Origin of the sequence: Pseudomonas sp. NFACC39-1 (genome assembly GCF_900110355.1) — a bacterium.
Lineage (GTDB): Bacteria > Pseudomonadota > Gammaproteobacteria > Pseudomonadales > Pseudomonadaceae > Aquipseudomonas > Aquipseudomonas tehranensis.
Genome location: NZ_FODL01000014.1, coordinates 67,529 through 79,852, shown reverse-complemented (window position 1 = coordinate 79,852; position 12,324 = coordinate 67,529). Strand labels below are relative to the sequence as shown.

The 12,324-nt window shown below is 60.5% G+C and carries 12 protein-coding genes; 6 read left to right on the top strand and 6 right to left on the bottom strand.

Annotated features, from left to right (window positions below):
* Positions 1–24 precede the first annotated feature (24 nt).
* The gene (locus BMY45_RS23355) at positions 25–480 is read left to right on the top strand and encodes a YiiD C-terminal domain-containing protein (protein ID WP_092402106.1); all 456 of its coding nucleotides are present in this window, start codon (positions 25–27) and stop codon (positions 478–480) included.
* A 124-nt stretch (positions 481–604) separates the two neighbouring features.
* On the opposite strand, the gene cysQ is transcribed toward BMY45_RS23355, so the two are convergent.
* Together cysQ and nudE are read right to left on the bottom strand one after the other, a co-directional pair.
* A complete protein-coding gene (gene cysQ, locus BMY45_RS23350) occupies positions 605–1,432 on the bottom strand; it encodes a 3'(2'),5'-bisphosphate nucleotidase CysQ (RefSeq protein ID WP_092402103.1) in 828 nt (275 codons plus the stop codon).
* Positions 1,429–1,995: an ADP compounds hydrolase NudE gene (gene nudE / locus BMY45_RS23345; protein ID WP_092402100.1), complete on the bottom strand. Its 567-nt coding sequence runs from the start codon at positions 1,993–1,995 to the stop codon at positions 1,429–1,431. Before nudE ends, cysQ begins: the two co-directional genes overlap by 4 nt.
* 88 nt (positions 1,996–2,083) lie before the next feature.
* Here nudE and yrfG point away from each other — a divergent pair, with 88 nt between their 5' ends.
* Positions 2,084–2,746 (top strand): GMP/IMP nucleotidase, encoded by a 663-nt coding sequence (gene yrfG, locus BMY45_RS23340; protein WP_092402097.1) that lies wholly within the window; start codon positions 2,084–2,086, stop codon positions 2,744–2,746.
* 106 nt (positions 2,747–2,852) lie between these two features.
* Here the strand turns inward: yrfG and lysM are convergent, their stop codons facing one another.
* Positions 2,853–3,302, bottom strand: a complete 450-nt coding sequence (gene lysM / locus BMY45_RS23335) for a peptidoglycan-binding protein LysM (RefSeq protein WP_092402094.1) — start codon at positions 3,300–3,302, stop codon at positions 2,853–2,855.
* A gap of 136 nt (positions 3,303–3,438) precedes the next feature.
* On the opposite strand from lysM, the gene BMY45_RS23330 reads away from it, so the two are divergent.
* The 4 genes from BMY45_RS23330 to BMY45_RS23315 all read left to right on the top strand — a co-directional run bounded on the left by BMY45_RS23330 (position 3,439) and on the right by BMY45_RS23315 (position 8,450).
* Positions 3,439–4,326, top strand: a complete 888-nt coding sequence (locus tag BMY45_RS23330) for a LysR family transcriptional regulator (RefSeq protein WP_092402091.1) — start codon at positions 3,439–3,441, stop codon at positions 4,324–4,326.
* 93 nt (positions 4,327–4,419) lie between these two features.
* Positions 4,420–5,259, top strand: a complete 840-nt coding sequence (fdhD, locus tag BMY45_RS23325; protein ID WP_092402088.1) for a formate dehydrogenase accessory sulfurtransferase FdhD — start codon at positions 4,420–4,422, stop codon at positions 5,257–5,259.
* Complete coding sequence (locus BMY45_RS23320) at positions 5,256–7,604, top strand: FdhF/YdeP family oxidoreductase (protein ID WP_092402085.1); 2,349 nt, start codon at positions 5,256–5,258, stop codon at positions 7,602–7,604. The genes fdhD and BMY45_RS23320 overlap by 4 nt, the downstream gene beginning before the upstream one ends.
* Before the next feature lie 360 nt (positions 7,605–7,964).
* The gene (locus BMY45_RS23315) at positions 7,965–8,450 is read left to right on the top strand and encodes a glycine zipper domain-containing protein (protein ID WP_092402083.1); all 486 of its coding nucleotides are present in this window, start codon (positions 7,965–7,967) and stop codon (positions 8,448–8,450) included.
* Positions 8,451–8,535: 85 nt separating this feature from the next.
* Here the strand turns inward: BMY45_RS23315 and BMY45_RS23310 are convergent, their stop codons facing one another.
* The 3 genes from BMY45_RS23310 to BMY45_RS23300 all read right to left on the bottom strand — a co-directional run bounded on the left by BMY45_RS23310 (position 8,536) and on the right by BMY45_RS23300 (position 12,272).
* Complete coding sequence (locus tag BMY45_RS23310; RefSeq protein WP_092402080.1) at positions 8,536–8,955, bottom strand: acyl-CoA thioesterase; 420 nt, start codon at positions 8,953–8,955, stop codon at positions 8,536–8,538.
* Positions 8,956–8,994: 39 nt separating this feature from the next.
* Positions 8,995–10,236 (bottom strand): 3-hydroxyacyl-CoA dehydrogenase, encoded by a 1,242-nt coding sequence (locus tag BMY45_RS23305; RefSeq protein WP_092402077.1) that lies wholly within the window; start codon positions 10,234–10,236, stop codon positions 8,995–8,997.
* 107 nt (positions 10,237–10,343) lie between these two features.
* Complete coding sequence (locus tag BMY45_RS23300; RefSeq protein WP_092402074.1) at positions 10,344–12,272, bottom strand: RecQ family ATP-dependent DNA helicase; 1,929 nt, start codon at positions 12,270–12,272, stop codon at positions 10,344–10,346.
* Positions 12,273–12,324 lie beyond the last annotated feature (52 nt).

Sequence of the window (12,324 nt, the reverse complement as noted above, 5' to 3'; positions counted from 1 at the left end):
CTTCCCTTTCAAAAGAGGCCCTGCATGAACCGCGACAGCCGCTACCTGGAATCGATCCTGCATCACGACATCCCGTTGACGCGGGACATGGGCCTGAAGGTGCTCGACTGGCAGGCCCGGCAACTGCGTCTGTTTTTACCGTTGGAGGCCAACGTCAACCACAAGAGCACCATGTTCGGCGGCAGCCTGTACTGCGGCGCAGTGCTGGGCGGCTGGGGCTGGCTGCACCTGGCCTTGCGCGAAGAAGGCATTGAGGACGGGCATATCGTCATTCAGGAAGGGCAGATCAGCTATCCTCTGCCGGTCACGAGGGACGCCACAGTCATTTGCCAGCCCCCCGAAGAAAAGGTCTGGAAACGCTTCCTGGCCACCTACCGGCGCTACGGACGCGCGCGACTGACCTTGCAAACCCAGGTGATAAATGCCGGGAGCGAAGCCACTGCGGTGCAATTTGTGGGGCAGTACGTGTTGCACCGCTGAAGCAACGCAGCCTCTGTGGCGAGGGGATTTATCCCCGTTGGGCTGCGCAACAGCCCCCTAACAACAGGGCCGCTTCGCGCCCCAGCGGGGATAAATCCCCTCGCCACAGAGGATCGGAGGCGGCTTAAGAGCGGGCGAGTTCCAATAGCTTTGCCCTCCACGCCGCCTTTGCCGGCAACGCCAGGAAGGACTCATTCAACAGCGACTCCCGCGGTGGATAACAGAACGGCTCGCCGCGTAGATCCAGCACCTCACCGCCCGCACCCTCCAGCACGCCTTGGGCGGCGGCGGTGTCCCATTGGGACGTCGGCGCCAGTCGCGGATAGCAATCCGCCGCGCCCTCGGCCAGCAGGCAGAACTTCAACGAGCTGCCAATGCTCGTCAGTTGCAACTCACCCAGGCACTCGCTCAAGCCGCCCAAGAGACGCTCTTGCTCCGGGCTGGTATGGCGACGGCTGGCGACCACCGTAAAAGCATCACCCGGTGCCGGTACGTTACGCACTTCGATCGGCAAAGGCTCGCCACCCTGGTCGCCACGCCAGGCGCCGAGCCCCGCGCCACCGACGTAAAAGCGACCATTGGTGGGCATCGACACTACGCCGAATACCACCCGCCCCTGCTCGACCAGTGCGATATTGACGGTGAATTCCTCACTGCCGGAAATGAACTCCTTGGTTCCATCCAGCGGGTCCACCAACCACCAGCGTTGCCAGCCGGCGCGTACGCTTTGCGCAATATTAGCGTCCTCTTCGGAGAGGATCGGGATATCCGGCGCCAGCGCGGTCAGCCCGGCCACGATCACATCGTGAGCGGCCATGTCTGCGGCGGTCACCGGCGATGCGTCGGCCTTGTGGTTGACCTGCACATTGGCTCGCCAGAACGGCAGGATCGCCTCACCGGCCTTGAGCGCCAGCTCGACCACAGGAGCCATCAGGGGATCGGGAAAATTCATGACAGGAACGCTCCGCGCTGGGTCAGCAGGTCACGGGCCAAGTACAGCGCCGCCAAGGCCCGACCCTCCGTGAATTGAGGGTTTTGCGCCAAGGCCGACAACTCACGCAGATTGACCTTGTCCACGCGCATCGGCTCGGGCTCGTCGCCTTCCAGCCGCTCTTCATAGAGATCGGTCGCCAGCACCACCTGGATCTTCTGGCTCATGTAGCCGGGGGACAGGGACAGTTCAGTCAGGTGCTCCAGTTGACGCGCACCAAAACCGGCCTCTTCCTTAAGCTCCCGCTCAGCCGCCGCCAGCACGTCTTCACCCGGCTCGATCAACCCCTTGGGCAGGGACAGTTCGTAGGCATCGGTGCCGCCGCAGTATTCTTCCACCAGCACGGCGTGATCGGTGTCGAGCATCGCCACGATCATCACGGCGCCGTAACCTGCGCCCTTGCCCGCCAAACGTTCATAGGTGCGCTCCACGCCGTTGGAAAACCGCAGTTTCAGTTCTTCCACGCAAAACAGGCGGCTGGTGGCGACGATCCGTCGATCGAGTATGGTGGGTTTCTGGCGCATAAACGGCTCCCTGGGCGATAGCGAGCTACTATACCCGGCCTATTCTGATTGTTTGTGTCGGATATCCGATTACCGCTGGAGAAGTTTTATGGCCTTGCTGCCCTGGCACGAGATCGACACGGTGCTGCTGGACATGGACGGCACCTTGCTGGACCTGCATTACGACAACCATTTCTGGATGGAACACTTGCCCCAGCGCTACGCCGAACTGCATGGCGTGAGCCGGGCCATGGCCGAGCTGGAGTTGCAGCCGCTGTTCGAGCGCAACGCCGGTCAATTGCAGTGGTATTGCCTGGACTTCTGGAGCATCGAGCTGAAACTGCCGGTGCGCGAACTGAAGCTGGAAACCGCGCACCTGATTGCCCTGCGCCCGGACGCCGACACGTTCCTGGCGGCGATCCAGCGGGCGGGTAAACGGGTGGTCATGATCACCAACGCCCATCGCGATTCGTTGTCCCTGAAGCTGGAACGCATCGAACTGGCCCCCTATTTCGAGCGTTTGATCAGCTCCCACGACTACGGTTTTCCCAAGGAAAGTCCGCAATTTTGGGATGCGCTGCAAGCCGACCTGAACTTCGACCCGGCCCGCAGCCTGTTTATCGATGACACCTTGCCCGTATTACGTAGTGCTCGGGAGTTCGGCGTGGCGCACCTGCTGGCGGTTAGCGTACCGGACAGCCGCAAAGGGCCGAAAGACACCGGGGAGTTTGAAGCGTTGATCGACTACCGGACACTGATCGAAGGGCTCTGAAAGCCCTATGTGGCGAGGGAGCTTGCTCCCGTTCGGCTGCGCAGCAGTCGCATGGGGGCCGCTGCGCAGCCCAGCGGGAGCAAGCTCCCTCGCCACAGGGGACCGGCTACTCAGGAATGCGCAGCACCTGCCCCGGATAGATCTTGTCCGGATGCGACAGCATCGGTTTGTTGGCTTCAAAAATCTTGTTGTACTTGTTCGCATCACCATAAACACGCTTGGAAATGGCGCTCAGGTTGTCACCTTTTGCGACGGTAACGAACTTGGCCTCAGTAGCCACAGGACCCGTCACCGTGATTTGGTCATCGACTTCACTGATACCGTGCACGTTGCCCAGCGCCAACAAAATCTTTTCTTTCTCTTCCTGGGTCGCGGCTTCACCCGAGGCAATGACTTTTTCGCCCTCGACTTTCACCTGGATTTTTGCAGTATCAATGCCTGTCAACGCATCCTTTACATGATTGGTCAGCGCTTCGCTGTTGGCCTGTGCCTTGTCGGGCGTCAGTGCATCAAGAATTTTCTCACCGGCATCTTTCAAAAAACTGAAAAGGCTCATCGTGTTCTCTCCATAGGTTTAAGTGTCCAGACGCAAAAGCCTAGACCAAGCCAAACGAACCCGGTTCCCAGCCGACCAATGACCCTGCCGCGCACAAAGCGCTAGAATCCGAACCTTCCCGCGCCCTGGAACGAAGATGGACATCAAGCAGCTGAAATTTCTCATCGCGCTCGACGAAACCCGCCACTTCGGCCAGGCGGCCGCGCGCTGCCACATCACCCAACCGACTCTGTCGATGCGCCTGCGCAGCCTTGAAGAGGAGTTGGGTCTGCCCCTGGTCAATCGAGGCCAGCGCTTTGAAGGTTTCACCGCTCCAGGGGAACGGGTGTTGGCCTGGGCGCGCACGGTCATGGCGGCCTATGACGGTCTTCAGGCCGAAGCGGCGGCCTGCCGTGGCAACCTGGTGGGTACCCTGCGCCTGGGTGTGGTGCCATTGTCGGACTTCGATCCGTTGTCGATGATGCAGCGCCTGCACAGCGAGCACCCTAACCTGCATTTCGAGCTGTCCTCCCTGAGCTCCGAACGCATCCTCGAACAACTGGCGAACAACCGCATCGACCTGGGCATTTCCTATCTGGAGCGCTTGGACACCGAACGCTTTGACGCCCTGCCCTTCAGCCATACGCGCATGGGCCTGCTCTATGACCAACGCTACTTCTATTTCGGCGAGCAGCCGCTGAGCTGGGAAGCACTGATCGAGTTGCCCCTGGGCATGCTCACCAGCGGCATGCATTTTCGTCAGTCCATCGACCACAACTTCCACAGTCGGGGCCTCACACCCCGCCCTCTGCTGCAAACCGACGCGGTGCATCAATTGTTACAAGCCGTACACGGCGGACTGTGTTGCGCGGTGATGCCGCTGGACAGTGGCCTGGGTTTGCTGACCCAGGACTTGCGCATCCAGCCCATCAAAGACGCGCAAACCCTGGTCCCGTTGGGTCTGATCATGCGCCGCGGCGCTCCGCGCTCGGCTTTGGCGGAGGCTTGCTTCGCCCTCTATCAGAAATCATCAACGACATCTTGATCGACGTCATCTATTGATAGATCAGTAATAGCAATTAGACGTGGCAGATTGCCGCATTTAGTCTTAACACTATTCCTACTGTCAGTGATGCCTATGAACGACAAGCCTCCGGTCTGTTCTGCGCCTGCGGAGAAAATACCCGCGCCAGCCGCCAGCCAGAGCTATCGCTATTGCAACCTGGACCATTCCCAATCGGACAGCACCGCGCTGGCCGAGGAAGTGGCGCTGGCGATCGCCTATAACGGCATCAGTCAGGCTGTCATGCTGGTCACGCCCTCTGACCTTGAAGACTTCATCGTCGGCTTCAGCCTGGGCAGCGGCATCATTGAAGACCCTGCGGACATCTATGACGTGCAACTGAGCGGCGACGGTTCTGCGCAATACGCCCAGGTAACCATCGCCAATCGCGCCTTCTGGAGCCTCAAGCAACAACGCCGACAACTGGCCGGCACCAGCGGCTGCGGGCTTTGTGGGGTGGAAGCGGTGGAGCAGGCATTACCGAACCTCAAGGCACTGCCCGGCACGCCACTGCCACCGGCCCAGTGGCTCGAAGGCCTGCGTCAACGCATCGGCCAGTTCCAGCCCCTGGGCCAGCATTGCGGCGCGGTACACGCGGCCCTGTTCATGGACGCCCAAGGCCAATTGCTGCTGGGTCGCGAAGACATCGGCCGGCACAACGCCCTCGACAAACTGATCGGCGCGCTGATCCGGCAACAGATCCCGGTGAACGGAGGCGTGGCGATCGTCACCAGTCGTTGCAGCCTCGAATTGATCCAGAAGGTGTTGCGCGCCGGCATCCAGACCCTGGTCAGCCTGTCATCTCCCACCGGCCTTGCCGTGCAATGGGCCCGACAACACAACCTCAATCTCATCCACCTGCCGCAAAAAAGTGCGCCGCGGGTCTACAGCCCTGCGATGGAGAATCAAGCGTGAGCAATCATCAACAAGCCGATCAGAAACCCGTACCGCGCTACAAGCCCTACAAGGGCCCGGCCGGTGGTTGGGGCGCGTTGATCAGCGTCGCCCAGGCCTGGCTGACCAGCGACAATGCGCTGAAGAACCTGCGCATGATGCTCAAGACCAACCAGAACGGCGGCTTTGACTGCCCAGGCTGTGCCTGGGGCGACTCGCCGGAAAGCGGCATGGTCAAGTTCTGCGAGAACGGCGCCAAAGCCGTGAACTGGGAAGCGACCAAGCGCCGTGTCGATGGCACGTTCTTCGCAAAACACAGTGTGACGTCGCTGCTGGAGCAGAGCGACTATTGGCTGGAATACCAGGGGCGCCTGACCGAGCCATTGAGCTACGACGCCGAAACCGACCGCTACAAACCCATCAGCTGGGAAGCGGCATTTGCCCTGATCGGCAAACACTTGCAGGGGCTCTCCAGCCCGAACCAGGCTGAGTTCTATACTTCGGGCCGGGCCAGCAACGAAGCGGCCTACCTCTATCAGTTGTTTGTGCGCGCCTACGGCACCAATAACTTCCCCGACTGCTCGAACATGTGCCATGAAGCCAGTGGCGTGGCGCTGTCCCAGAGTGTCGGCGTGGGCAAAGGCACCGTGACTTTCGACGATTTCGAGCATGCCGACGCAATTTTCGTCTGGGGCCAGAACCCAGGCACCAACCATCCGCGCATGCTCGAACCGCTGCGCGAAGCGGTGAAACGCGGCGCCCAGGTGGTGTGCATCAACCCGCTCAAAGAGCGTGGCCTGGAGCGTTTCCAGCACCCGCAAAACCCGATCGAGATGCTTACCAACGGGGACAAACCGACCAACTCCGCCTATTTCCGTCCGGCCCTGGGTGGCGACATGGCCGTGCTGCGGGGCATGGCCAAGTTCCTGCTGCAATGGGAACGTGAGGCGCAAAACACCGGCGCTGCGGCGGTGTTCGACCACGCGTTCCTGAACGAGCACAGCATCGACGTACTGGATTACCTGGCCGTGGTCGATGACACGCCGTGGGAGCAGATCGTTGAGCAGTCGGGCTTGACCCTGGTCGAGATCGAACAAGCGGCGCGCATGTACGCCATCAGCAAGAACGTGATCATGTGCTGGGCGATGGGCATCACCCAGCATCGCCATTCGGTGGCGACCATCCAGGAAATCGCCAACCTGATGCTGCTGCGCGGCAACATCGGCCGGCCGGGCGCCGGCCTGTGCCCGGTTCGCGGCCACAGTAACGTGCAGGGCGACCGGACCATGGGCATCAACGAGCGTCCGCCGGCGGCGTTCCTTGACTCGCTGGAGCGTCGCTTCCAGTTCAAGGTGCCGCGTGAGAATGGCCACAACGTGGTCGAAGCCATCCACGCCATGGCTGACGGCCGGGCGAAGGTCTTCATCGCTCTGGGCGGCAACTTCGCCCAGGCCACCCCGGACAGTGATCGGACGTTCCAGGCCTTGGGCAATTGCGACCTGACTGTGCAGATCAGCACCAAGCTCAACCGCAGCCATCTGGCTCATGGGAAAGAGGCGCTGATCCTGCCGTGCCTGGGCCGCACCGACATCGACCTTCAAGTCGAAGGCGCGCAAGCGGTGACCGTGGAAGACTCGTTCAGCATGGTCCATGCGTCCAATGGCCAATTGCAGCCGCTGTCGAACCAGATGCGCTCCGAACCCTGGATCATCGCCGGTATCGCCGCCGCCACGCTGGGCAGCCGCCCGGTGGACTGGAACTGGCTGGTGGCTGATTACAGCCGCATCCGCGACTTGATCGCCGACACTATCCCGGGGTTTAAAGACTTCAACGAAAAGCTCCAGAACCCAGGCGGCTTCTATCTGGGCAACAGTGCCGGTGCACGTCGCTGGAATACCGCCTCCGGCCGCGCCAACTTCAAGCCCAACCGGTTGCCGACCGATCTGGTGCATGAACGCACCCGCGCCACCGGCCAATTGCCTGACCTGATCATGCAGTCCATGCGTTCTCACGATCAGTACAACACCACCATCTATGGCCTCGATGACCGTTATCGCGGCGTGAAGGGCCAGCGTGACGTGTTGTTCGTCAATGAAGCGGACATCATTCGACTGGGCTTCAAACCTGGGCAGAAGGCCGACATCGTCTCGCTCTGGGATGACGGGCGCGAGCGACGGGTCAAAGGCTTTACCCTGCTGGCATTCGATATTCCCGCCGGACAGGCCGCCGCCTATTACCCTGAAGTGAATCCGTTGGTGCCGTTGGAGAGCACCGGCGACGGCAGCCATACCCCGACCTCGAAATTCGTGGCGATCCGCCTGGAAGCGGCGAGCGAGAATGGGCTGATTCTGGCCAAGTCGGCCTGAGACAGTCCCTAAGGCGATGAGATTTCCCCTCAGGCTGTAGGAGCTGCCGCAGGCTGCGATCTTTAGAGCTTGATCGTTCGCTTCGGACTGAACGGGCCGGGGAAATCGCAACCTCGTTGCTCTCTACCAGCGAGATAAATTTCCTCGCTACAGCGCATTTTCTAACGCCCACAAAAAAGGCCGTTTTCCATAGAAAACGGCCTGTCCGAAGTAGCTAAAGACCGGCGAAAATCTGTTAAGTTCCGCCCATAAAACAATAACTTATCGAATTGTGCACAAGTCGTGTTACTCGTCGGATTTCGATTGTAACCAAGCGAAGCCAGCCTCAGGATCGCGCCGTCATCCCTTTGAGGCTCCTCTATGAAGTTCTCCTCGATTCTCTTGTTGTCCCTTGGCCTGGTCAGTGGCGTAGCCTCTGCCGGTGGCACCACCGAAGCAGGCGTGGGCGGCGCATTGGGCGGGGTTCTGGGTTCTGTGGTCGGCCAGTCCTTGGGCGGCAACACCGGGTCCACCATCGGCGCAGCCTTGGGTGGCGCGGGTGGCAGTGCGGTCGGTGCGGACAAACGCAGCCGCGGCGAAGCAGCGATTGGCGGTGCGCTGGGCGCAGCCGGCGGTAACGTGGTCGGCCGTAGCGTAGGCGGCACCACCGGCAGCCTGATCGGTGCTGCAGCAGGCGGCGGCGCTGGCGGTGCACTGGGCAACTATATGGGCAAGGACGATGACGACGATCGTCGTTATGACGGTCGCCGTGGTGATCGCCGCTACTACCGTGACGGCCATCCGGGTCGTGGCCATGCCTACGGGCATCGCAAGCACAAGCACAAACATCGCTATCACGATGATTGATCACTGGCTCTGACCAGCCGTCGATAGAAAATCGCAGTCTTCGTCAGCGCTTCTCAAGAGCCTGACAGGAGACTGCGATTTTCGTTTAAATCACCAGCCGTTCCAAAGCGGCGCGCAAACGATCCGGAATCGCCACTGGCCGATTCGAAGACCGCTCCACAAAAACATGCACAAAGCGCCCCGCCGCGCAGGCCTCGTCCTCCCCCGCCTTGAATACCGCCAGCTCGTACTGCACTGAACTGCTGCCCAGCTTCCCCACCCGCAGACCGATTTCAATCCGGTCGGGAAAGGCGATCGAAGCAAAGTAGTCGCAAGCCGAACTCACCACGAACCCCACCACCTCCCCGTCGAGGATATCGAGGCCACCGACCTCGATCAGATAAGTGTTCACCGCCGTGTCGAAAAAACTGTAATAAGTCACGTTGTTGACGTGACCGTACACATCGTTGTCGTGCCAGCGTGTGGTGATCGGTTGCAGGTGCGGGTATTCGCTACGTTGGGGCATCAGGTGTCCTTTACAGTTGCTCAATGGTTCATGCGTTGTTCAGGATTTTGAGGCCTGGTGTTGTGCGAATCCCTTGCCCTGTGCCGCCAGCTCCCCGATCAGACGCGCGGGCTTCCAGTGGTCCCCCTGCTTCGTTTCGAGTTCCAGCAACCGTGCATGGATGTCTTCAAGTCCCTGATGGTCGGCCCAGGCCATCGGGCCGCCCTTGTCTGCGGGAAAGCCGTAGCCGTTGAGATACACCAGGTCGATGTCGTGAGCCGACTCGGCAATACCTTCCTGCAGAATTTTTGCGCCCTCATTGACCAGCGCCAGCAAGCAACGCTCGAGCACTTCCTCGGGGCCGATCTCGCGACGCTGAAAACCCAACGTTTCACTGACCCGCTGCACCAGCGCATCGACCTCTACATCATGCTCGGCCTGCCGACTGCCGGCTTCGTAGTGATAATACCCGTCGCCGCTTTTCTGGCCGAACCGACCCAGCTCGCACAAACGGTTGTCCACCTGCACCTCGGGTGCATCCTGTCCTTCTCCCGCCAGTTCCCGAGCGCGCCACTCAAGGTCGATGCCAACGACGTCGTACATGCGAAACGGCCCCATGGCAAAGCCGAAACCTTGCAATGCGGCATCCACTTGATGGGGAAACGCCCCTTCCAGCAGCATCTTGCGCGCCTCCAGCACATAGGGGTGAAGCATCCGGTTGCCGATGAACCCGTGGCAGTTGCCCGACACCACGCTGACCTTGCCCATGCGTTTGCCCAAGGCCAGGGCTGCATCCAGCACCGCTTTGGAGGTCTGCGCCCCCCGAACGATTTCCAGCAACTTCATGATGTGCGCCGGGCTGAAGAAGTGCAGACCCAGCACCTGGGTGGGCCGGCGGGTGACGGCGGCAATCGCATCGATGTCCAGCGCCGAGGTGTTGCTCGCCAGAATGGCTTGCGGCTTGAGCAAGCCGTCCAGCTCGCGGAAGATCTGTTGCTTGAGCTCAAGGTTCTCGTAAACCGCCTCGATGACCAGATCCACATTGCGGATCGCCGGGTAGTCATCTGCCCGCGTCACCCTGGCGATTCGGGCATCGGCTTCACCCTGGTCGATACGGCCCTGGCGCACGTTGTGAGCATAAGTATCGGCCACGGCAGCCAACGCCTGTTCCAGCATCTGCGGGTTGTTGTCGACCCACTGCACCGTCACGCCGGCGTTGGCCAGGCACATCACGATGCCCCGCCCCATAGTGCCTGCACCGACCACGGCGGCGCGCTGAATATCGAAGGGTGTCTGGCTCATGTTTGCTCTCTTGTTGGCGATCCAAAGACAGCTCTCACCTTAGTCAGCCACAGAATATTTTTGAAATTTATTCGTGTGATGGCGGGCATTCATCGGATGGATGCGGATTACAAAGCCGCTTGAACCCAGTGGCGAACTTCGGCGTATGGGTAATCTTCCAACTGCGCATATCCTGGAATCGTCCGCGCCTTCAGTTTGGTGAACAACGGCACGCTGATGCCGCAGAGGAACCGGGTCACCCGCTCCGCAGAGGGTGCACCGCCAGTATGCTGCTCGTGCCTGTTGATAAAGGCGCTACACAGCGCGTTGAAGTCTCTGTCCACCAGTACCGGTAATGCCGGCGGCTCCGGCAGACGGGCAACATGTCCATGGCAGACCGAACAATGACCGCAACGCTGCGGAGCATCTTCATCGCCGAAATACTGCGCCAACCGATAACCGAGGCAACGATCAGTGGCGAACAGCTCGAGCATGGCGTTGATCCGCGCGATTTCCCCACGCTCGTGTCGGGTGAAATAGTCGTGCAACTCTGCACTCAGTGCCTGAACGTCGAACCCTGCTTCAAGCACGTTATACACCTCGGTCATCTGTTTGCTTTCCAGCTCGATCCAGCCTTTTTCCTGAAAGTAATCCAGCGCCTTGACCACGCGGTTACGCTCGGCGTGATACTGCTGGTGCATCCCGTCGAAATCCACCGTGGCCCAGGTACGGGCACGGCTGGAGGTCTGGATGATGGCCGAGACGAAGCCCCTTCGTTCACCCTCGAAGCGCTCCAGCAGCTCGTGCGGCTCGATCAGAAACTTGAAGCGATACTCCGCGAAATAGGCATAACGCGGCGCGATCAGCCGGCGCAGTTCCAGTTGCACCAGCAGCGTCTTGAGCGGCAGTTGCCGGATGTTGCTCTTGTCCGCCAGCGGCCCCAGCAAGAACTCCCACTGCCCATCGGCAGCGGCGGCCTTCAACTCATCAAGCACGCACCGAATACCCGCCAGCTCCGGCGTATCACCATAAACAAAGTTTTCCAGCACGTTGAGGCTGTCGCGGTTGGCCAGTACCAGACAATCGGACGGTAACCCGTCACGCCCCGCCCGGCCGATTTCCTGGCTGTAGTTCTCGATGGATTTAGGCAGGTCGAAATGCGCCACGTTGCGGATATCGCTCTTGTCGATACCCATGCCGAAGGCAATGGTCGCGACGATGCAATTGGACTGCCCGCCCATGAACCGTCGCTGGATGGCTTCGCGTTGTTCATGAGGTAAGCCGGCGTGATAAGCCTCGGCCCCAATCCCATGCTGGCTCAAGTGCTCGGCAATCTGCTCGGCGGTTCGCTGCAAGGTGACATAGACGATGCTCGGTTGCCCGGCTCGCTCGCCCAGCCATTGCACCAGTCGCCGCCGCTTATCCGCACCGCGCACCGGTTCCACCAGCAGGTTGAGATTGGGTCGATAGAAACCGGTGGTGACCACATCGTCGGGGGCGATGGCGAACTTCGCCTGCATGTCCGCGATGACTTTGGGCGTAGCGGTGGCCGTCAACAGCAACACCTGGGGAATGTCGAACTGACGCTGATAATCGGGGAGCTTGAGGTAGTCGGGACGAAAGTTATGCCCCCATTCGGAAATACAGTGGGCCTCGTCCACCACCAGCAACGAGATTGGCACCTGCTGCAGGAAATTGCGGAAGCGCTCGTTCTTGAGCCGCTCCACTGAAATCATCAGGATTTTCAATTCGCCGGAACGGGCCCGTGCCATGACCTCGCTGGCTTCGTCACGATGCTGGACTGAATCAATACTCGCCGCCGCGATGCCATGGCGATGCAAGAACGCCAGTTGGTCTTGCATCAGCGCCAACAGCGGCGAGACCACCAGCGTCAAGTGCGGCAATAACAGCGCCGGCAGTTGATAACACAGGGACTTGCCCGAGCCGGTGGGGAAAATGGCTGCTGCCGACCGTCCGGCAAGCACGGCGCTGACGGCAGCCTCCTGACCGGGGCGAAACTGCGGATAACCGAAAACCTGTTCCAGGGTGCTGTGCATAAGCGGTCACTCCTTGACTGCTGCGATGCCAAAAGCCTAGCCGGACAGCGCA